This is a genomic window from Mesorhizobium sp. BR1-1-13, from assembly GCF_020165515.1.
GTDB lineage: Bacteria > Pseudomonadota > Alphaproteobacteria > Rhizobiales > Rhizobiaceae > Mesorhizobium.
Genome location: NZ_JAIUIH010000003.1, coordinates 497,113 through 516,206, shown reverse-complemented (window position 1 = coordinate 516,206; position 19,094 = coordinate 497,113). Strand labels below are relative to the sequence as shown.

Here is a 19,094-nt window from a genome sequence, read left to right as displayed (position 1 = left end):
CCCCGGATATGGCTCAGCGCGCGTTCAACCTCCCGAACATCCTCACCTACGCCCGCATTATCGCGGTGCCGCTGGTGGTGCTGTGCTTTTTCCTCGAGGGACATCTGAAGTCGAGCGACTTCGCCCGCTGGTCGGCGCTGATCATTTTCCTGCTGGCGTCCATCACCGATTATTTCGACGGCTATTTCGCCCGCGCCTGGAAGCAGACCTCGAACATCGGCAAGATGCTCGACCCCATTGCCGACAAACTGCTGGTCGCGACATGCCTGCTGCTGCTTGCCGCCGACACCGACCGCCATGCCGGCATTGCCGGCTGGTCGCTGTGGGCGGCGATCATCATCCTGTGCCGCGAAATCCTGGTTTCGGGCCTGCGCGAATATCTGGCGGCGCTCAAGGTCTCCGTGCCGGTGACGCAGCTTGCCAAATGGAAGACCACCATCCAGATGGTCGCTATCGCCTTCCTGCTCGCCGGTCCGGCCGGCGACAAGATTTTTCCGCTGACCACACAGACCGGCCTGGTGCTGTTGTGGATCGCGGCCCTGGTCACGCTTTACACCGGCTATGACTACTTCCGCGCCGGCCTCAAGCACATCATGGACGAATAGGATGACGAAGCTCATCTACTTCGCCTGGGTGCGGGAGCGAATCGGCAAGCCGGACGAAGACGTGGACTTGCCGCATGGCGTCGAGACGGTCGCGGATCTGTTGCGTTGGCTGAAGTCGCGCGGCGAGGAATACGAGCATGCGCTGCAACATCCCGACGTGATCCGTGTCGCTATCAACCAGGAACATGTCGAGCACGGCGAGAAGATATCAGGCGCGCGCGAGATCGCGCTGTTTCCGCCGATGACCGGGGGCTGAGATGGCCGGCGCGGTCGTACCTGCCGTGCGCGTCCAGCGCCGAGATTTTGACGTTGCCGCCGAAATCGCCAGACTGACGCGAGGCCGCGCCGACATCGGCGCTGTGGTCACCTTCTCGGGCCTGTGCCGTGACGAGCAGGGGACGCTCTCGGCCCTTGAGCTCGAGCATTATCCGGGCATGGCCGAGGCCGAAATCACTCGCATCGCGGCCGAAGCGGTTCAGCGCTGGCCGCTGCAGGGCATCACCGCCATCCACCGCCACGGCAGAATTCGGCCGGGCGAGAACATCGTGCTGGTGGTGGCGGCCTCCGCGCATCGGCAAGCTGCGTTCGAGGCGGCGAATTTCCTCATGGATTATCTGAAGTCGCGCGCTCCCTTCTGGAAGAAGGAGCATCGCGCTGACGGCTCCGAAGGCGGCTGGGTCGAGGCCAAGGAGAAAGACGAACAGGCGGCAGGACGCTGGAGGCCACCGTCCGAATAAATTCGGCCTCAGCCACGCATTGACCGCAATCCTTTGGCCAATTCGTTGTTGGTCAGCCTGGGCTGTGGCCAGCCCGGGGAAGGGAGATGGTCATGCTGGACAGGATAGCGGAGTTCTTCGTCTTCGGTTTCGTGCCTCTGGTCGTCGGTATACTTGCCGTGCCGGAACTCTCCGTGGCCGCCGAAAAAGCCATGAAGGGCGAGGTGACCTACCGCGAGCGCATCGCCTTGCCGCCCAATGCCGTGCTCTCGGTCCAGCTTGCCGATGTCTCGTTGGCCGACGCGCCCGCCAAAATCGTCGGCGAACAGAAGCTGACGCCGGCAGGCCAGGTGCCGATCAGTTTTACGGTCAAATTCGATCCGTCCCGGATCCAGCGGCGGATGACCTATGCATTGCAGGCCCGCATCACCGTCGGCGACAGGCTCCTGTTCATCTCGGATGAGCGCCATCAAGTCGATCCGCTGACCGATGCGCCGCAAACAATCATGCTCAAGATGGTGACGCCAAGCCCCGAGCCCACTGCTTCCGTTCTCGATCAGCTTTGGCTGCTCGACTATGTCCACGGCGTAGCCATCACAGCGCAAGCGACATTCCGGGTGAGTGAAGCAGGCAAGGCGGGCGGCAACGGTCCCTGCAACAGCTATTTTGCCACCGCCAACCTCAATGGCCAGAAGATCGCGATCAGCGACATCGGCTCGACCTACAAGGCCTGCGCGCCCGAGGTGATGGCGGAGGAAAAGGCGCTGTTTGAGGCTCTGGCAAAGGCGGCTTCGTATAAAGTCGATGCCGGCAAGTTGACCATCGCCGACGGGAACGGCCGCGAGATCCTGCGTTTCAGCGCCGCGAGCTGATGCCATGAAACGGCTGTCGGCGGAGGTCAGCCGCTCATTTTTTCGAACACGGCGCCATAGTGGTAGGGCGGCACCTCGACCAGCTCGATGAATTTGAGGTCGGCCGCCTCGACGGCCGTGATGGTCTGTTCCGGCGATATCCTCAATTCGGTCTTTGGTCCGCGGGGCTCGCCGAGCACCGTGGTTTGTTCACGCGCCTGCTGATGCCAATTGACGACAACAAAGCGTCCGGCAGGGACAAGCGCTTCGCTAATGGCTCGCGCCAGCCGTGGCCGGTCCGGCACGCCGTGAAAGGCGTTTGCCATGAAGATGAAATCGACTGGGCGGGATATCAGGCTCGCGAGTTCATAGGCATCGCCCGCGACAAGATCGAAATTCCTCATGCCGTTTTCATTGAGCCGGCGACGGGTGACGTCGAGCAGGTCGGTATCGATATCGATGCCGACGACATGGCGGGCGACCCTGGCGATGGGCAACGTAAACCAGCCGTCGCCACAGCAGAGGTCGGCCACCTCCATGCCCGGCTTCAGTCCCGTTGACGAAAGCACGGCACCGGGGTCGGGCCACAGCACCTCCCACCAGCCGCTCGATGGCATCTCGGTGCCCTGGAAGAAGCCGGGAATGGTGCTGGTCATGCTTCGCCGGCTCCCTGCGCCTGACCGACTTTAGCGCGGGCAAGGGTTCAACGGCAGTGCCGGATCGATCCGTTTCAATGAAAAAGGCCGGCAATCCGCCGGCCTTTTCGGTCACAATGCCAGGTCGGCTCAGCCGACGATCTCGGTGTCGGAGAACCAGTACTTGATCTCCTGCGCGGCGGTTTCCGGCGCGTCCGAACCGTGCACCGAATTCTCGCCGATCGACAGCGCATGCACCTTGCGGATGGTGCCTTCGGCTGCGTTGGCCGGGTTGGTGGCGCCCATCACCTCACGGTTCCTGGCAATGGCGTTCTCGCCTTCCAGCACCTGCACGATCGTCGGCGCCGACGACATGAATTCGACCAGCTCGCCGAAGAACGGACGATCCTTGTGGATGGCGTAAAAACCTTCCGCCTCGCGGCGGCTCATCCACACGCGGCGCGAAGCGATGACGCGCAGACCGGCATCTTCCAGCATCTTGGTGATGGCGCCGGTGAGATTGCGCCGCGTTGCGTCCGGCTTGATCATGGAAAAGGTGCGTTCGAGCGCCATGGGTCGTCCTTGTCTGGTTGGATTGGGAGTGGCGGGCTCTATACAAGCCGGCCGGCCCATTGCCAAGAGGAAGTCGACAGAGGTGTCGACGGGGGAAGTCGACGCCATGCGCGTTTGCGTGCCGGGCCGATTATCGGCGATGCCGCCGCCAGCCCGAGATCGGACGGCTGCAATATAAGGCTTTGCTTGCTATAGTCGCGTGTCGGCGCCGCGCTGAGGTTGGCCCGAATGGAGACCATGACCATGACAGACGACCGCCAGGAGCGCATTCGCAGCCGCGCACATCAGATCTGGCAGGAAGAAGGGCAACCGGCCGGACAGCATGAGCGCCATTGGCAACAGGCGACGGCCGACATCGACCAGGAGGATGCAGGGTCATCCGCGGTGAAGAAGCCAGCAAGAAAGGCAGCCGCCGCCGGCAAGGCAAAGGCCGCGCCCAAAGAGGCCAAGACCGCCGCCAAGACCGGCAAGCCAAAAAAGGCGGCCAAATAACACCTGGCCATATCGGAGCCGATGGCTCGTCGTTAGCCCTGCCGCAAGGACAGGCGCTACGGTTTCACGCGGCCGCCGCAACCGCCCGACCCAGCCCGCCATGCAAGTCGAGGCAGCGGGCGAACCACTGCGCCACGACATCATGGTCTTCGAGCAATGGGTAGGGCGAGGCGATGCGTGCCCATTGCAGCGCGCCGAACACGATATAGTCGGCAAACAGGGGCGAATCTCCGCCGATGAATGGCTGATAGGCGAGCATCGAGCGCAGCGGCTCCAGCGAAGCCCTGAAATTGCCAAGCCCGGCGTCCCGCGCGGCCATCACCTCTTCCAGGCTCTTGCCCAGGCGCTGCTCCCGGCTCTGGCGGAAATAGGCGGCGTTCTCCGTATCCTGCATGGCATAAAGGTCCATGATCGCTGCGGTGGTCACATAGGGATGGATGGTCAGTTGCGACCAGCGCTCGATGAAGCGCGCCATAGCCTTGCCGCCTTCCCCGCCAAACAGCGACGGCCGGTCCGGATAGGTTTCGTCGAGATAAAGCGCGATGGCGAAGGAATCCGCGACGACCGTCTCGCCGTCGCGGATCACCGGCACGAGTTTCGATGTACCGCCCTCGACGCGGGGCACTTCGAGAAAACGCGTCGGCACCGCGCTGATCTCCAGCCCCTTATGCGCCAGCGCCATCGTCGCCTTCCAGCAATGCGGGCTGAAGGGGCGGCTGGCGTCGCGTCCGACGAGATCATAAAGCAGAATGGTCATTGGCGGCGGCTTCCTTGCGGTTTAGGTATCCCGCAACGCCTCGACACAGGCCGGCGGGAGAAAAGATGAAACGGCACTTCATGATGTTTGCGGCCTATAATCAATGGGCCAATGGCCGCATCTACGATGCCGCCGCCGATCTCGACGAAGAGGAATTCAATCGCGACGTCGGCGCTTTTTTCGGCTCGATGAAGGGCACACTCAACCATCTCCTGGCCGCCGATCGCATCTGGATGAAGCGCTTTACCGGCGAGGGCGATGCGCCGACGGCGCTGGACGCCATACTGTACCAGGCGTTGCCGGGCCTGCGCATGGCGCGCGAGACGGAGGACCGGCGGATCGTCGACTGGGTTGGCGGTTTGAGCGACAAGGCGCTGTCGGGCCGCTTTATATACATGACGGTATCGGACATGCGCACCGTCTCGCAACGGCTGGCTCCGGCGCTCGACCACGTCTTCAACCACCAGACCCACCACCGCGGCCAGGCCCATATGATCCTGACGGTTCTGGGCCGCCCTTCCGTGCAGCTCGATCTGGCGCATTTCCAGCGCACCGAGGAAGGGCGCGCATACGCCTGATTTCGGCCGCCGGCTCCGGTAGAGCAGTTTTCACCGTTTCACGGAAACTGCGAACTGAAGGCCGAAAGACGTTGGAGAGCGTTATGACCGGCGGCGCGTGCTTTAGAGATATTGGCCTCCCAACCGGGCCGCCTAAGTCTGCCGACCCCAAAAATTAGCTTTTCTAATTTGCACGGAGCCGATTTCCGTAAAAAATATTTGACTGCAAGTCTTGATTCGTTTTGAGATTTGCTGGTCCGTTTGGGGGACGCGGTTAAATAAATGCATCGACGAAATTCTTCTCTGGGGTAGACGATTTTGTCGCAAATAGGGTGAAAGATTTGTCAAATATCGAGGATAAGACCGTTATCGAGCTGACCGCTGACATTGTCTCGGCCTATGTCGGCAACAACCCGCTGCCGGTTTCCGGCCTGCCTGACCTGATTGCCAGCGTCAGTGCCTCGGTGCGAAAGCTCGGAGGTGCGGTTGTCGCCGAAAGCCCAAGCCTGGTTCCTGCGGTGAACCCGAAGAAGTCGGTTTTTCCCGACTACATCGTCTGCCTGGAGGACGGCAAGAAGTTCAAGTCGCTCAAGCGGCACCTCAGGACGGACTATGGGCTGAGCCCGGATGAGTATCGCACCAAATGGGGCCTGCCCCCCGACTATCCGATGGTCGCTCCGAACTACTCAGCGACACGGTCAGCGCTGGCGAAGTCGACGGGACTTGGCCGCAAGCCGGCAGCGCCGGCCCCTGTGGCCAAGGCGACAAAGCGCGGCAAAGCCAGCGCCTGAGCGCGGCCGATCGCAGCCGGCAGCCACTGAGCTGCGATGTTGACGGCGCCATTGCGCGCGCCGTTTTCATGCCTTGCGTGGCCAACCGGCCCGCAAGGTCTTGCGAAGCGCCGGTCTCCCGTGCAAAAGCGCGGCCATGCTTATCATCAACGACCTCTCGCTGCGCATGGCGGGGCGCTTGCTTCTCGACCATGCCTCGCTGACCTTGCCGGCCGGCACCAAGGCCGGACTTGTCGGCCGCAACGGCACCGGCAAGACCACGCTGTTCAAGGCCATAACAGGCGATTTCCCTTCCGAGACGGGCTCGATCAGCCTGCCGAAGAACACCCGCATCGGCCAGGTGGCGCAAGAGGCGCCCGGAACCGAGGAGCCGCTGATCGAGATCGTGCTCAAGGCCGACCTCGAGCGCACGGCGCTGCTCGAGGAGGAAAAGACGGCGACCGATCCGCACCGCATCGCCGACATCCATATGCGGCTGGCCGATATCGACGCGCATTCGGCCGAGTCGCGCGCCGCCACCATTCTCGCTGGTCTCGGCTTCGACGACGCGGCGCAGCGGCGCCCGGCCTCCTCGTTTTCCGGCGGCTGGCGCATGCGCGTGGCACTCGCTGCCGTGCTGTTTTCCGAACCCGATCTTCTGCTGCTCGACGAGCCGACCAATTATCTCGATCTCGAAGGCACGCTGTGGCTCGAGAACTATGTTTCCAGATATCCGCACACGGTGCTGCTGATCTCGCACGATCGCGACCTGCTTAACCGCGCCGTCAATTCGATCGTCCATCTCGACCAGAAGAAGCTGACCTTCTGGCGCGGCGGCTACGATCAGTTCGAACGCCAGTACACCGAGCAGAAAGAACAGCAGGAAAAGGGCCGCATCAAGCAGGAAGCCGCCCGCAAGCATATGGAATCCTTCGTCGAGCGTTTTCGCGCAAAGGCCTCCAAGGCAAGACAGGCTCAGTCCCGCATCAAGGCGCTTGAAAAGATGAAGCCGATCACGGCCATCGTGAACGACACGGTGCGGCCATTCTCTTTCCCGGAGCCGGTGAAGACGGTGGCCTCGCCGATCGTCGCGCTGAACAATGTCAATGTCGGCTATACTCCCGGTGAGCCGATTCTGAAGAAGATGACCTTGCGCATCGATGCCGACGACCGCATCGCGCTGCTTGGCGCGAATGGCAACGGCAAGTCGACCTTCGCCAAGCTTCTCTCCGGCCGCCTGAAGCAGGAGACCGGCACCATGACCGTGGCGCCCGGGCTGAAGGTGGCCATCTTCGCGCAGCACCAGCTCGACGATCTCAGGCCTGAGGAAAACGCCTACGAGCATGTTCGCAGGCTGATGCCGGAAGCGCCGGAATCGAAAGTGCGCGGCCGTGTCGCCCAGTTTGGGCTCACCACCGAAAAGATGAACACGGCGGCGAAAGACCTGTCCGGCGGCGAGAAGGCGCGGCTGTTGATGGGTCTGTCGGCCTTCGAGGGGCCGAACCTGTTCATCCTTGACGAGCCGACCAATCATCTCGACATCGACAGCCGCGAATCCTTGATCCATGCGCTGAACGAGTTCCCCGGCGCCGTCATCCTGATCTCGCACGACCGCCATCTCCTGGAGGCGACGGCGGACCGGCTGTGGTTGGTCAAGGATGGCGCGGTCAATCCCTATGACGGCGACCTCGAAGACTACAAGACGCTGGTCACCGGCGTGTCGGGCGACAGGCGCGAGCGGCGCGAGGCGGAAAAAGCCTCGAAGGCCGACCGCCGCCGCGAGGCGGCCCAGCGCCGCGCCGCCTTTGAGCCGCTGGCCAAGGAAATTCGCGCCACCGAAGCGCTGATTGACCGCATCCGCAAGCGCATCGACGGCATCGAGGACGAACTGGCCAACCCAGCGATCTACGAAAAGGATCCGTCGACGGCGACAAGGCTGGCGAAGGAGCGATCGCAACTCGCCCAGACGCTTGCCGGCCATGAGGAAAAATGGCTGACCATGTCGGCCGAATACGAGGAAGGCACGGCGGAGTAGGGAAAGCGTGATCTCCCCCACGAGAGGGGCGATTAGCTAACCGTCTGGCCCTACACCTCTCCTTCAAAACCCGCTAAACAAACCCCATGAACCAGCACGCCAGCCTTCGCATCGGCCATTCGGCCTGTCCGCATGATTGCCCGTCGACCTGTGCGCTCGAGGTCGAGTTGCTTGACGGCAACCGCATCGGCCGCGTCCATGGCGCCAAGGCAAACACCTACACGTCGGGCGTCGTCTGCGCCAAGGTCGGGCGCTATGCCGACCGCGTCCACCATCCCGACCGCTTGCTGAAGCCGCTGGTGCGCAAAGGCGCCAAGGGCGAGGGCGCCTGGCAGGAAACAAGTTGGGAGGCGGCGCTGGATCTCGTCGCCGAAAAGTTCATCGCGGCCGAGGAAAAATACGGCTCGGAGACGGTCTGGCCCTATTTTTATGCCGGCACGATGGGGCTGGTGCAGCGCGACGGCATCGAGCGGCTGCGGCATGCGAAGAAATATTCGGGCTTCTTTGGCTCGATCTGCACCAATCTGGCCTGGACCGGCTGGATGATGGGCGCGGGCGCGCTGCGCGGTCCCGACCCGCGCGAAATGGCCAAGTCCGATTGCGTGGTGATCTGGGGCACCAATGCCGTGGTGACCCAGGTCAACGTCATGACCCACGCCATCAAGGCGCGCAAGGAGCGCGGTGCCAGGATCGTGGTCATCGACGTCTATGAGAACGCCACGATGAAGCAGGCCGATATGGGCCTTGTCCTGAAGCCTGGCACCGATGGCGCGCTGGCTTGCGCGGTCATGCATGTGCTGTTCAGGGAAGGCTTGGCCGACCGCGCCTATCTCGAGAAATACACCGATGACCCGAAAGGTCTGGAAGCCCACCTGCGCACGCGCTCGCCCGAATGGGCGGCCGCGATCACCGGATTGACTGTGGCCGAGATCGAGAACTTCGCTCGTCTCGTCGGGACGACCAGGAAAACCTATTTCCGCCTCGGCTACGGCTTTGCCCGCCAGCGCAACGGCGCGGTCAACATGCATGCCGCCTCCTGTATCGCCGCGGTCACCGGCGCCTGGCAATATGAGGGCGGCGGCGCCTTCCACTCCAATTCCGGCATCTTCAAGCTCAACCAGGAGGTGCTGGAGGGCACGCGCATGCGCGATCCCTCGATCCGCTATCTCGATCATTCGCGCATCGGCCCGGTGCTGACGGGGGCGCCGGATGCGCTGTATGGCGGGCCGCCGGTGACGGCGCTGCTCATCCAGAACACCAACCCGGCCAATGTCGCGCCCGAGCAGCGGCTGGTGAAGCAGGGTTTCTTGCGTGACGACCTGTTCACCTGCGTGCACGAGCAGTTCATGACCGACACGGCCAGACTCGCCGACGTCGTATTGCCGGCAACGATGTTCGTCGAGCATGACGACATCTACAAGGGCGGTGGCAACCAGCACATCACGCTCGGCCCAAAACTGATCGAGCCTCCGGAAGGGCCGCGCACCAACCATTTCGTCATCGAGCAATTGGCTGAGCGCCTCGGCGTCGCCGACAGGCCGGGCTTCGGCCTCACCGAGCAGCAGCACATCGACCTCATCCTGGGCAAGCGCGGGCTGGGCAGCTTCGCCAGCCTGAAAGAGCAGAAATGGGTCGACCTGCAGCCGGATTTCGAAACCGCGCATTTCACCAAGGGCTTCGGCCATGCTGACGGCAAATTCCGCTTCCGCGCCGACTGGACCGGACAAGCCGCCCCCAACCGGCCGCCGAAAAGCATGGGCCTGTTCGGCCCGGTGGAGCAGTTGCCGCAATTTCCCGATCATGTCGACCTGATCGAGGTTGCCGACGAGGCGCATCCGTTCCGGCTGGCTACGTCGCCGGCGCGCAACTTCCTCAACTCGACCTTTTCCGAAACGCCGGTGTCGAAGGCCAAGGAGGGCCGGCCCGAATTGCTCTTGCATCCCGACGATGCCGCCGCACACGGTTTGGCAGAGGGCGACCGTGTCGAGGTCGGCAATGCGCGCGGCGAGGTGGTGCTGCATGCAAGGCTGTTCGACGGCATCAAGCGCGGCGTGGTGATCGCCGAAGGCATCTGGCCGAACAGCGCGCATGAGCGCGGCGAGGGCATCAACGTGCTGACTGGCGCCGATGCGCCCGCACCCTATGGCGGCGCGGCATTCCACGACAACAAGGTGTGGCTGCGCAAGGCGGGGTGAGCGGTCTGACCAGCTCACACCGGCAGGGCTTCTACCGTCCTTTTTCTGTTCTGCCGGAGACGGATGTCGTCGGCGATCGCCTGGGCTTCGATTCCGATTTCGCGCAGCAGGCCGGTGACCGAATTGTGGAAGCCGACGAGATAAAGACCGAGTTCCGAAGCGCGCGTATTCACGCCACTGGCGCCAGGCTCGACGCCGGGTTCGAGGAATTTGGCATAGGCTGGGCGGTAGCCGGTAGCGAAGATGATCGCGTCGAAGTCGCTGTGCCGACCATCGACGAAACGGGCGCCGCCTTCTGATATCTCGGCAATGTCGGGCGCGACCTTGATCGCGCCTTCGCGGATCTTGCCGATGGTCCCGACATCGATCACCGGGATGCGCGACGCCAGGGATATCTGCTCCAGCAATCCCTGCTTGGGCCGTTTGAGCCCATATTTCTCCAGCCTGCCCAACACCAGATCGAGAATGATAGGAAAGACGGCGTCGTTGACGCGTCGCGGCCCCAGGCGCGTCGCCATGCTGACGACCTGGATGGGCACGCCGAGCAGCTCGCGCGGCACGATATGGACGCCGCCGCGCACGGAGATCGTCGGATGCGCGCCGCCTTCCGCCAGGTCGAGCGCGATCTCGGCGCCGGTGTTGCCCATGCCGACGACCAGCACCGACTGGCCGGCAAACGGCGTGTTGTTGCGGTAGTCGGCGCTGTGCAGACTTTTGCCCTTGAAACTGCCGGCGCCGGCGAATGCCGGCATCAGCGGCTCGGCATTGTATCCGGACGCAATCACCACATGGGAAGCGCGCACGGTGCCGGATGTCGCTTCGACGCCCCAGCTTCTGCCCTGCCGGCCGATCGCCCGCACCGCTTCTCCAAAGCGGGGCCGCAGATCGAAGCGTTGCGCATAGGCATCGAGATATTCGACGAACAGATCGCGCGGCACATAGCGCGGGTAATGCCTGGGGAAGGGCACGAAGGGCAGGGATGAATAGCGCTTGGTCGTGTGCAGGTGGACGCGCTCGTAGTGGCGTCGCCAGGCGGGAGCGGGGCGCTGTTCTTTTTCAAGCAGGATGAAGTCGACACCGGCCTGCCGCAGGCACGCGGCAACGGCCAGGCCCGCCGGCCCGGCACCGATAATCGCAACCGGGGTGGTGTCGTCCAAACGCGCCTCCCGCCAATTCGCGACGCGGAGAATGGCGAAAGCATGCCAGACATGCAACCCGATCGCTCATCCCGGCAGCGGCACCGTCAGGCCGACCTTGACGCGGTCCATGGCCACGAAGGTGCGGAATTTGCGGACATTGTTGCTGTCGAAGAACAGGCGCCGTGTCAGCGCCTCATAGGCGCTCATGTCGGCCACTGTGATGGCCAGGATGAAGTCGGCCTCGCCTGTCACATAGTAGCATTGCTGGACTTCCGGCGCCGCCAGGAATTCGCGCTTGGCCGCGTCGATCAGTTCGGTGCGTTCGCTTTCGAGTTCGACCTCGACGAAGATGGTGATGGGCTGGCCGACCGCCGCCGGTTCGATGACCGCGACATTGGCCGCGATGACGCCGGTCTGTTGCATGCGCTTGATACGGCGCTGCACCGCCGGCGCCGACAGGTTGACGGCCTCGCCGATCAGTCGCTGCGGCGTCGTGTTGTCCTTCTGCAACACGGCGAGAATGGCGAGGTCGAAACTGTCGAGCGAGGATGGCAATGCGGGCAATGGCATGTCCTGAAGAAACAAACTTGCATTTCGGGGCCTTGAATACAGCGCTTTTTGCGCCTGCCTTGCAATATAGTCTCGTTGTCAGCCAAGGAGGCCTTGATGTTCCTGCTCAACCGCAATGCCTTTCACGGCAGCCCACTCGATCCGGTCGACGCCGAAACGCTCGGGGTTGCGGGGGCCGACGCGGCCGAGCGTTTCCTGTCCCATCGCGACATCAATCGGGAGACGCCGTTGCATGCGTTGCCGGCGCTGGCCGCGGAACTGGGCATTGGCGCCATCCACCTCAAGGATGAGGGTTTTCGCCTCGGTCTCGGCAGCTTCAAGGCGCTTGGGGGCGCTTATGCCGTCGTTCATCTGGTGCTGGAGGAAGCCGGCCGCCGGCTTGGCAGGGCGCTCGACATCGCCGATCTCGATCAGCCCGATGTCAGGGCGGTCGCCGCCACCATGACGATGGCTTGCGCCACCGACGGCAATCATGGCCGCTCGGTGGCACAGGGCGCGCGGCTTGTCGGCGCGAGGGCGGCGATCTTCGTCCATGCCGGCGTCAGCGACGAACGCATCACGGCTATCGCCCGCTACGGCGCCGAGATCATCCGCGTCGACGGCAACTACGATGATTCGGTGAGGCAAGCCGCACGCGTGGCGGCGGACAAAGGCTGGACCGTCGTGTCCGACACCTCGTGGTCCGGCTATGAGCGCATTCCGGGCCTCGTCATGCAAGGCTACACCGCGATCATGCGCGAGGCGCTGCGCCAGCTCGGCGGACCGCCCACCCACGTCTTCGTCCAGGCCGGGGTCGGCGGCATTGCCGCTGCCCTGGCTGGCCATCTCGCCATCGTGCTCGGCGATGCCAGGCCAGTCTTCACGGTGGTCGAGCCCGCACGTGCCGCTTGCATCTTGGGCGCCGCCAGGGCTGGCCATCCTGTCAAGATCGCGCATGGCGAAGCGACTGTCATGGCGATGCTCGAATGCTACGAGGCGTCGCCTGTCGCCTGGCGCGTGCTGGCGCGTGCCGCCGATGCCTTCATGACCGTCGACGAGGAGGATGCGGTCGCCGTGATGCGGAGGCTTGCGCGGCCGGCCGGAGGCGATCCGGCCATCGTTGCCGGCGAAAGCGGCGGGGTCGGCCTGGCCGGACTGATCCGGGCGCTGGCCGACAACAGGGCCGAACTCGGCCTCGACCGGACCTCGCGGGTGCTCGTCGTCAACACCGAAGGCGCCACCGATCCCAAGCGTTATGCCAAACTCGTCGGCGCGGCCGCCGCGGACGTGCTTGCGGGCAAGGTACTTGCTGGAGCAACGCCATGATCTCGGTCGACGCGCAGCGGCTGCTTGGCCGTATTCGGGACCTCGGCGCCATCGGCCGCGACGGCGAGGGCCGGTTGGTGCGGCTTGCCGCCTCTGACGCCGACCGGCAGGGCCGCGACCGCTTCGTCGGCTGGTTGCGCGAGGCTGGGCTCGAAGTCGCCATCGACCGCATGGGTAATATCTTCGGCATCTGGCGGACGCCTGAGAATGCCGGGCAGGCGCCGATCCTGATAGGCTCGCATATAGATACGGTCATAGATGCCGGCATTTATGACGGCTGCTACGGCGTGCTGGCCGGACTGGAGACAATCGAGACACTGAAGGCCTCAGGCTTTGTCCCGCCGCGCCCGTTGGCCATCGCGGCCTTCACCAATGAGGAAGGCGTGCGCTATTCCCCCGACATGATGGGCTCGCTGGTTCATGCCGGCGGCGTCGCGATCGAGGAGGCGCTGGCGGCCGTGGGGACCGACGGCAGCGTGCTCGGGCAGGAACTGGCGCGCATCGGCTATGCCGGCGACGAACAGCCGGGCTTCCTAAAGCCGCATACCTATCTCGAACTGCATATCGAGCAGGGCCCGGTGCTGGAGCGCGAAGGCGTGCCGATCGGCGCGGTGGAAAACCTGCAAGGCATCTCCTGGCAGCGCATCACCATCGACGGGGTCGCTAATCATGCCGGCACCACGCCGATGTCGATGCGCAGCGACGCCGGCCATGCGGCCGCGCGTGTCGTCACCTTCCTGCACGATCGTGCCAAGGCTTCGAACACGCCGACCGTCGCCACCGTCGGCACGATGCGTTTCGAGCCCAACGCCATCAACGTCATTCCCTCGCGAGCGGTCTTCACCATCGACCTGCGCGATCCTTTCGAGCACCGGTTGCAGGCGGAGGAAGCAGCACTCGCCGCTCACCTCGAAGAACTCGCCGCCGCCGAAGGCGTGACGATCTCGGTCGAGCGGCTGGCGCGCTTCGAGCCGGTGATCTTCGACAGCCGCATCGTGGAGCTGATCGAGGCCGCCGCCGACAATCGCGGGCTGGTTTCGAAGCGCATGACGTCCGGCGCCGGCCATGACGCGCAGATGATGGCGCGTATCGCACCCGCCGCGATGATCTTCGTGCCGAGCGCCGGGGGCATCAGCCATAACCCGCGCGAATATACCGGCGATACCGAGCTCGTCGCCGGCGCCAACATTCTGCTTGATGTCGTCACCCGACTTGCAACCTAGTTGAGAGGGTGGAGAAATGGCTAAGATCGATCCGAGCTACGACTTCAACGATGACGGCCTGCTGTTCGGCACGAATTTCCATGCCGCGGTCGTCAGACGTCGATTGGGAGCATGAACCGCGCGGTCCTTCCGGAACTTTGCGGGAAGCCAAAGGGGTGGAATCCCCATGACGCTGCGGCAAGACTCAGCTAACATCCACTTTGCGGCGGACCTGATATCCGCCTGGCCGGCGCTATCAGGCACCTCCCAAGCGGCGCCGGCCGTCTTTTCCAGGCTGTGCCTTGTGCTGTCCCACTATGGTCCGCGGCGTTGCTGCACGCATGCCCAACTCATTTGCCGGTCTTATCGGCTACAGGATTGCCGTCGGCGTGTGGGTTTTCCGCTGCCGGAGCCTTGGTTGGCGGGACGTTGTTGTCGCAGGCCGAGACTGCCAGAATGATCAGCAAGAGGCCTAGGGAGAGCTTCTTCATCGCTACCTCCTCTTGCCTGACAACGAGACGCCTCCGGTTTGGTTGCGACGATCAAGCCGAGGAACAAAAGCTCATGTCTTCGGTTGGATCAGGCAAAGGAGGACTGCTGGATGATCCGTCTGCTCTTGGCCTGCACCATCGCCTTTGTCACTTACCGCCTCGCGCGCAAGCTGATCGAGGACGTGCCCGACACCGTCGATCCCCTGTTGCTACCGGTCCCAAAAAATGATCGGGAGGCATTGCGCAGGCAGTCTGCGGCGATGGGTGTCGATCCGGAACGCTGACCTGTCGACCTTGAGCTCGCTGCGCCGCTTCCTTGTTGCGAACAAAGCGGAAACGATGCTTGATGGGCGATGAACCTTGCCGCTCTTGATTCGACATTTCGGGAACCGACCGACCAGCCTGCTTATCTCGCAAGGCTGAACGATGCCCAACGCCAGGCCGTCGAGCATGGCGACGGCAGGATCGCCGGACCGCTGCTGGTCATTGCCGGCGCCGGCTCGGGCAAGACCAACACGCTGGCGCATCGCGTCGCCCATCTTATCGTCAAGGGCGCCGATCCGCGCCGCATCCTGCTTATGACGTTTTCACGTCGCGCGGCCTCCGAAATGGCCAGGCGCGTCGAGCGCATCGCTGGCGAGGTGCTCGGCCGTGACGCCTCGATCGTCACTGACGCGCTGACCTGGGCCGGCACCTTCCATGGCATCGGTGCACGGCTGCTGCGCGACTACGCGCAGGAGATCGGCCTTGATCCGGCGTTCACCATCCACGATCGCGAGGATTCGGCCGACCTGATGAACCTGGTGCGCCACGAGCTTGGCTTCTCGAAGACGGAAGCGCGCTTTCCCACCAAGGGCACCTGCCTTGCCATCTATTCGCGCGCCGTCAACGCGCAGGCGCCGCTCGGCGAGGTGCTGGGCTCCGCCTTTCCATGGTGCGCCGGATGGGCCGAACAGCTGAAGCAGCTGTTCGCCGGCTATGTCGAGGCCAAGCAGGCGCAGAACGTGCTCGATTACGATGACCTGCTGCTCTACTGGGCGCAGATGACGGCAGAACCGGAGATAGCGACGCACCTGGGCGGGCGCTTCGACCATGTGCTGGTCGATGAATACCAGGATACCAACCGGCTGCAGGCCTCGATCCTCGTGGCGCTCAAACCCGATGGCGCCGGCCTGACGGTGGTCGGCGACGATGCGCAATCGATCTATTCGTTCCGCGCCGCCGAGGTGCGCAACATCCTGGACTTCCCAAACCAGTTCGCGCAGGCCGCCGATGTGGTGATGCTGGAGCGCAACTACCGCTCGACCGAAACCATTTTGGCCGCCGCCAATGCGGTGATCGGCGAGGCCTCGGAGCGCTTCACCAAAAACCTGTGGTCGGAGCGCAAATCCGCCGCCAAGCCGAGGCTGGTGACTGTACGCGACGAGGTCGAGCAGGCCAATTTCGTCTGCGAGGTGATCCTGGCCGAGCGCGAGGCCGGCACGGCGCTGAAATCACAGGCGGTGCTGTTTCGCGCCTCGCACCACAGCGGGCCTCTGGAAATCGAGCTGACGCGGCGCAACATTCCCTTCGTCAAGTTCGGGGGGCTGAAATTCCTCGATGCCGCTCACGTCAAGGATGTGCTGTCGGTGCTGCGCTTTGCCGAAAACCCGCGTGACCGCGTCGCCGGATTTCGCGTGCTGCAGCTTTTGCCGGGCATCGGCCCCTCGGCCGCCGCGCAGATCGTGGAGACGATGACATCGGCGCTGGACGAGGCGATGGGCCTTGCCGGCTGGCGGCCGCCGCAGCGCGCGGCGGATGACTGGCCGGGGTTCGTCTCGCTCTACTCCGGCCTGCGCGCCGGCGCCAAATGGCCGGCCGATCTCGAACAGGTCAGGCTCTGGTACGAGCCGCATCTCGAGCGCATCCACGAGGACGCAACCACGCGCAGGGCCGACCTTTTGCAGCTCGAGCAGATCGGATCCGGCTACGCTTCGCGCGAGCGCTTCCTCACCGAGCTGACCCTCGATCCGCCCGATGCAACCAGCGACCAGGCCGGGCCGCCGCATCGCGACGAGGACTATCTGATCCTGTCCACGATCCACTCGGCCAAGGGGCAGGAATGGAAGAACGTGTTTGTGCTCAACACTGTCGATGGCTGCATTCCGGCCGATCTCGGCGTTGGTACCAGGGAAGATATCGAGGAGGAGCGCCGGCTGCTTTACGTGGCGATGACAAGGGCCAAGGACAGCCTCAACCTGGTCATGCCGCAGCGCTTCTTTCCGCATGGCCAGGCGGCGCGCGGCGACCGCCATGTCTATGCCTCGCGCACGCGCTTCATCCCGGCTTCCCTCCTTGCGGCATTCGAACAGACGGTATGGCCGGCAGCGCAAGCAGCACCGGGCAGGGCGCCCCGGCCGGAGATACGCGTCGACATTGGCGCGCGCATGCGCGGCATGTGGAAATAGCCGCAGCGATGGCGCCAGTCAGGATCGCAATTGCCGGTGCGCTCGGCCGCATGGGGCGCCAGATGACGGACGCTGTGCAGGCCGACTCGCGGCTGGCGCTCACTGCCCGCTTTCATCGACCGGGGATTGCCGGCGATGGGCTGGTCAGCCGCGACGAGGCGCTCGGCCTGGCCGATGTGGTGATCGATTTCACCACGCCGGCGGCATCGGCCGATCTGGCGAGAGCCTGCGCCGGCCGTCGCGGGCCTGCCATGGTCATTGGCTCGACCGGTTTCGATGACGCTGAATTGGCAGCCATCGCCGATGCCGCGAAAGCCGTCGCCATCGTGCGCTCCGGCAGCTTTTCGCTTGGGCTCAACATGCTGGTCGGATTGGTCGAGCAGGCGGCGAGAGCGCTCGGTTCCGCGGACTGGGATGCAGAGATTTTCGAGGCGCATCACCGCAACAAGATCGACGCGCCATCGGGCACCGCCCTGATGCTCGGCCAAGCCATTGCCGACGGACGTGATGTCGAGCTCGATGCGATGGCGAGGCGTGTTCGCGATGGTGTCACCGGTGCGCGGCCTGCCGGCGAGATCGGCTTCGCGGTGCTGCGCGGCGGCAGCATCGTCGGCGAGCACAGCGTCAGTTTCTGCACCAGGGGCGAGACCGTTACCCTGTCGCATGCGGCCGAGGATCGCGTCATGTTCGCTCGTGGCGCCCTCGCCGCAGCCCTCTGGGTGGCCGGGCGACCGCCCGGTCAATACGATATGCGCGACGTCCTTGGCTTTGGCGCTTCTTGACGGGCCAGAACCCGCCGCTTTCCATTTCTCCAGTCGCCAAATGACTGAAGGCTCGGGCCTGCCACGGCGAGTGCGAAGCCACCCCGTGGAGAATACGGCGCGCCTCTGGGCCGTCCTCCACCCCGTTTGCAAGCCATAATCCCGATCCAGCTCAACGCCCGGATGCCGCTCGCGCGACCGCTCCTGCATAAAACCGAACCGTTCGGTTCGATTTCTATTGACGGACCGTGCATCAAACGGTGAACGCAGGCTCCGCAAAAACGGGTAGGCGCAATAGAGTTCCCTCAATAAGACACTGAATAGAAACGATAAAATTGTGGCATGCAGCGAGGGTTTTCAATTTCAAGGGTCATTCCCAGAGCTTTTTCGGCACATTTTCGTGACTGGAAACGACAACATCGCAGACCCATCTCGGGGTGGTCCGAGCGACGCGAAATCCTCCCAAGGGCACGCCACTAGACGGACAGAACAAACATACTGGAGTAACCAAAATGACCAAGATCGCTCTTACCGCCGCCGCCATCCTCGTTGCCACGGGCACAGCTTTCGCCGGCAGCGACAATTATGGTTCGGCCAACGCCAATCAGCCCGCCGCCGCTGTCGACCATTCCGTTACCGCTTCGACCTCGAAGACGAACGGAACCGTCCAGGCCCCGGCTTCGCAGGGCGCCGACCGCAACCTTTTCGGCCGCTAATTGCGACTGCCGACATCAACCACTTGAACTCAGGAGTAAAGAAATGACCAAGATCGCTCTTACCGCCGCCGCCATTCTCATTGCCACGGGCAGCGCCTTTGCCGGCAGCGACAATTATGGTTCCAACAATGTCAATCAGCCGGTTGCCAACCAGTCGACCTCCAACATCGACACCACGCATACCGGCTCGATCGCCAAGTCCGTAAAGGCGCAGGGCGACGCGAACGCCAACGTGCCGGCTCAGTCTGGCCAGGGCATCTGGGGCCGTTGATTCTGT

The 19,094-nt window shown here is 63.7% G+C and carries 22 protein-coding genes; 16 read left to right on the top strand and 6 right to left on the bottom strand.

The features are described from left to right. Window positions 1-8: 8 nt before the first annotated feature. The 4 genes from pgsA (at window position 9) to LB533_RS10170 (ending at window position 2,193) form a co-directional block, all read left to right on the top strand. A complete protein-coding gene (gene pgsA, locus LB533_RS10185; protein ID WP_140494400.1) occupies window positions 9-605 on the top strand; it encodes a CDP-diacylglycerol--glycerol-3-phosphate 3-phosphatidyltransferase in 597 nt (198 codons plus the stop codon). 1 nt (window position 606) lies between these two features. Next, window positions 607-861 (top strand): molybdopterin converting factor subunit 1, encoded by a 255-nt coding sequence (gene moaD, locus LB533_RS10180; RefSeq protein ID WP_224677116.1) that lies wholly within the window; start codon window positions 607-609, stop codon window positions 859-861. Between the two features lies 1 nt (window position 862). Continuing rightward, complete coding sequence (locus tag LB533_RS10175; RefSeq protein WP_224677115.1) at window positions 863-1,342, top strand: molybdenum cofactor biosynthesis protein MoaE; 480 nt, start codon at window positions 863-865, stop codon at window positions 1,340-1,342. 92 nt (window positions 1,343-1,434) lie between these two features. Further along, window positions 1,435-2,193 (top strand): YbaY family lipoprotein, encoded by a 759-nt coding sequence (locus LB533_RS10170; protein WP_224677114.1) that lies wholly within the window; start codon window positions 1,435-1,437, stop codon window positions 2,191-2,193. Window positions 2,194-2,219: 26 nt separating this feature from the next. Here LB533_RS10170 and LB533_RS10165 read toward each other — a convergent pair whose 3' ends face one another. Both LB533_RS10165 and ndk read right to left on the bottom strand, forming a co-directional pair. Beyond that, window positions 2,220-2,828: a class I SAM-dependent methyltransferase gene (locus LB533_RS10165; protein ID WP_224677113.1), complete on the bottom strand. Its 609-nt coding sequence runs from the start codon at window positions 2,826-2,828 to the stop codon at window positions 2,220-2,222. Between the two features lie 129 nt (window positions 2,829-2,957). Beyond that, window positions 2,958-3,380, bottom strand: a complete 423-nt coding sequence (ndk, locus tag LB533_RS10160) for a nucleoside-diphosphate kinase (protein ID WP_224677112.1) — start codon at window positions 3,378-3,380, stop codon at window positions 2,958-2,960. A 243-nt stretch (window positions 3,381-3,623) separates the two neighbouring features. Between ndk and LB533_RS10155 the strand changes: the two genes are divergently transcribed. Continuing rightward, window positions 3,624-3,872 (top strand): DUF2934 domain-containing protein, encoded by a 249-nt coding sequence (locus tag LB533_RS10155; protein WP_224677111.1) that lies wholly within the window; start codon window positions 3,624-3,626, stop codon window positions 3,870-3,872. 64 nt (window positions 3,873-3,936) lie between these two features. Here LB533_RS10155 and LB533_RS10150 read toward each other — a convergent pair whose 3' ends face one another. After that, entirely contained in the window at window positions 3,937-4,629 is a 693-nt protein-coding gene (locus tag LB533_RS10150; protein WP_224677110.1) for a glutathione S-transferase family protein, read from the bottom strand. 65 nt (window positions 4,630-4,694) lie between these two features. Here LB533_RS10150 and LB533_RS10145 point away from each other — a divergent pair, with 65 nt between their 5' ends. The 4 genes from LB533_RS10145 to LB533_RS10130 all read left to right on the top strand — a co-directional run bounded on the left by LB533_RS10145 (window position 4,695) and on the right by LB533_RS10130 (window position 10,186). Further along, window positions 4,695-5,207 carry a DinB family protein gene (locus tag LB533_RS10145; protein WP_140633921.1) on the top strand — a complete coding sequence of 171 codons (513 nt, stop codon included), beginning with the start codon at window positions 4,695-4,697 and terminating at the stop codon, window positions 5,205-5,207. A 320-nt stretch (window positions 5,208-5,527) separates the two neighbouring features. Beyond that, a complete protein-coding gene (locus tag LB533_RS10140; RefSeq protein ID WP_140494381.1) occupies window positions 5,528-5,977 on the top strand; it encodes a MucR family transcriptional regulator in 450 nt (149 codons plus the stop codon). Between the two features lie 136 nt (window positions 5,978-6,113). Beyond that, a complete protein-coding gene (locus tag LB533_RS10135; protein ID WP_224677109.1) occupies window positions 6,114-7,991 on the top strand; it encodes an ABC-F family ATP-binding cassette domain-containing protein in 1,878 nt (625 codons plus the stop codon). A gap of 86 nt (window positions 7,992-8,077) precedes the next feature. Continuing rightward, the gene (locus LB533_RS10130; protein WP_224677108.1) at window positions 8,078-10,186 is read left to right on the top strand and encodes a molybdopterin-dependent oxidoreductase; all 2,109 of its coding nucleotides are present in this window, start codon (window positions 8,078-8,080) and stop codon (window positions 10,184-10,186) included. A 14-nt stretch (window positions 10,187-10,200) separates the two neighbouring features. On the opposite strand, the gene LB533_RS10125 is transcribed toward LB533_RS10130, so the two are convergent. After that, window positions 10,201-11,343, bottom strand: coding sequence for a flavin-containing monooxygenase (locus LB533_RS10125; RefSeq protein ID WP_224677107.1), 1,143 nt, complete (start codon window positions 11,341-11,343; stop codon window positions 10,201-10,203). Between the two features lie 66 nt (window positions 11,344-11,409). Further along, the gene (locus LB533_RS10120) at window positions 11,410-11,889 is read right to left on the bottom strand and encodes an Lrp/AsnC family transcriptional regulator (protein WP_140637650.1); all 480 of its coding nucleotides are present in this window, start codon (window positions 11,887-11,889) and stop codon (window positions 11,410-11,412) included. A 102-nt stretch (window positions 11,890-11,991) separates the two neighbouring features. Between LB533_RS10120 and LB533_RS10115 the strand changes: the two genes are divergently transcribed. Further along, a complete protein-coding gene (locus LB533_RS10115) occupies window positions 11,992-13,200 on the top strand; it encodes a diaminopropionate ammonia-lyase (protein WP_224677106.1) in 1,209 nt (402 codons plus the stop codon). Continuing rightward, on the top strand, window positions 13,197-14,423 hold the full coding sequence (locus tag LB533_RS10110) for a Zn-dependent hydrolase (protein WP_224677105.1): 1,227 nt from the start codon (window positions 13,197-13,199) through the stop codon (window positions 14,421-14,423). The genes LB533_RS10115 and LB533_RS10110 overlap by 4 nt, the downstream gene beginning before the upstream one ends. Before the next feature lie 329 nt (window positions 14,424-14,752). On the opposite strand, the gene LB533_RS10105 is transcribed toward LB533_RS10110, so the two are convergent. Then, window positions 14,753-14,893 (bottom strand): hypothetical protein, encoded by a 141-nt coding sequence (locus tag LB533_RS10105; RefSeq protein WP_181169230.1) that lies wholly within the window; start codon window positions 14,891-14,893, stop codon window positions 14,753-14,755. Window positions 14,894-15,003: 110 nt separating this feature from the next. Between LB533_RS10105 and LB533_RS10100 the strand changes: the two genes are divergently transcribed. From LB533_RS10100 to LB533_RS10080, 5 genes are all read left to right on the top strand, one after another. Continuing rightward, window positions 15,004-15,177: a hypothetical protein gene (locus tag LB533_RS10100; protein WP_181169231.1), complete on the top strand. Its 174-nt coding sequence runs from the start codon at window positions 15,004-15,006 to the stop codon at window positions 15,175-15,177. 69 nt (window positions 15,178-15,246) lie between these two features. Then, window positions 15,247-17,340, top strand: a complete 2,094-nt coding sequence (locus LB533_RS10095; protein WP_224677104.1) for an ATP-dependent helicase — start codon at window positions 15,247-15,249, stop codon at window positions 17,338-17,340. An 8-nt stretch (window positions 17,341-17,348) separates the two neighbouring features. Further along, window positions 17,349-18,122, top strand: a complete 774-nt coding sequence (gene dapB, locus LB533_RS10090; RefSeq protein WP_140637659.1) for a 4-hydroxy-tetrahydrodipicolinate reductase — start codon at window positions 17,349-17,351, stop codon at window positions 18,120-18,122. A 491-nt stretch (window positions 18,123-18,613) separates the two neighbouring features. Next, entirely contained in the window at window positions 18,614-18,817 is a 204-nt protein-coding gene (locus tag LB533_RS10085; RefSeq protein ID WP_140515477.1) for a DUF680 domain-containing protein, read from the top strand. A gap of 43 nt (window positions 18,818-18,860) precedes the next feature. Continuing rightward, window positions 18,861-19,088 (top strand): DUF680 domain-containing protein, encoded by a 228-nt coding sequence (locus tag LB533_RS10080; protein ID WP_140549242.1) that lies wholly within the window; start codon window positions 18,861-18,863, stop codon window positions 19,086-19,088. Window positions 19,089-19,094 lie beyond the last annotated feature (6 nt).

Bases quoted from the DNA above. Each gene is read 5' to 3' on its own strand.
- LB533_RS10110 (WP_224677105.1), top strand. From the start codon at position 13,197: ATGATCTCGGTCGACGCGCAGCGGCTGCTTGGCCGTATTCGGGACCTC.
- LB533_RS10145 (WP_140633921.1), top strand. From the start codon at position 4,695: ATGAAACGGCACTTCATGATGTTTGCGGCCTATAATCAATGGGCCAAT.
- LB533_RS10085 (WP_140515477.1), top strand. From the start codon at position 18,614: ATGACCAAGATCGCTCTTACCGCCGCCGCCATCCTCGTTGCCACGGGC.
- LB533_RS10080 (WP_140549242.1), top strand. From the start codon at position 18,861: ATGACCAAGATCGCTCTTACCGCCGCCGCCATTCTCATTGCCACGGGC.
- ndk (WP_224677112.1), bottom strand. From the start codon at position 3,380: ATGGCGCTCGAACGCACCTTTTCCATGATCAAGCCGGACGCAACGCGG.
- LB533_RS10150 (WP_224677110.1), bottom strand. From the start codon at position 4,629: ATGACCATTCTGCTTTATGATCTCGTCGGACGCGACGCCAGCCGCCCC.
- LB533_RS10115 (WP_224677106.1), top strand. From the start codon at position 11,992: ATGTTCCTGCTCAACCGCAATGCCTTTCACGGCAGCCCACTCGATCCG.
- LB533_RS10155 (WP_224677111.1), top strand. From the start codon at position 3,624: ATGACAGACGACCGCCAGGAGCGCATTCGCAGCCGCGCACATCAGATC.
- LB533_RS10100 (WP_181169231.1), top strand. From the start codon at position 15,004: ATGATCCGTCTGCTCTTGGCCTGCACCATCGCCTTTGTCACTTACCGC.
- LB533_RS10130 (WP_224677108.1), top strand. From the start codon at position 8,078: ATGAACCAGCACGCCAGCCTTCGCATCGGCCATTCGGCCTGTCCGCAT.
- dapB (WP_140637659.1), top strand. From the start codon at position 17,349: ATGGCGCCAGTCAGGATCGCAATTGCCGGTGCGCTCGGCCGCATGGGG.
- LB533_RS10175 (WP_224677115.1), top strand. From the start codon at position 863: ATGGCCGGCGCGGTCGTACCTGCCGTGCGCGTCCAGCGCCGAGATTTT.
- LB533_RS10105 (WP_181169230.1), bottom strand. From the start codon at position 14,893: ATGAAGAAGCTCTCCCTAGGCCTCTTGCTGATCATTCTGGCAGTCTCG.
- LB533_RS10170 (WP_224677114.1), top strand. From the start codon at position 1,435: ATGCTGGACAGGATAGCGGAGTTCTTCGTCTTCGGTTTCGTGCCTCTG.
- LB533_RS10165 (WP_224677113.1), bottom strand. From the start codon at position 2,828: ATGACCAGCACCATTCCCGGCTTCTTCCAGGGCACCGAGATGCCATCG.
- LB533_RS10095 (WP_224677104.1), top strand. From the start codon at position 15,247: ATGAACCTTGCCGCTCTTGATTCGACATTTCGGGAACCGACCGACCAG.
- moaD (WP_224677116.1), top strand. From the start codon at position 607: ATGACGAAGCTCATCTACTTCGCCTGGGTGCGGGAGCGAATCGGCAAG.
- LB533_RS10135 (WP_224677109.1), top strand. From the start codon at position 6,114: ATGCTTATCATCAACGACCTCTCGCTGCGCATGGCGGGGCGCTTGCTT.
- pgsA (WP_140494400.1), top strand. From the start codon at position 9: ATGGCTCAGCGCGCGTTCAACCTCCCGAACATCCTCACCTACGCCCGC.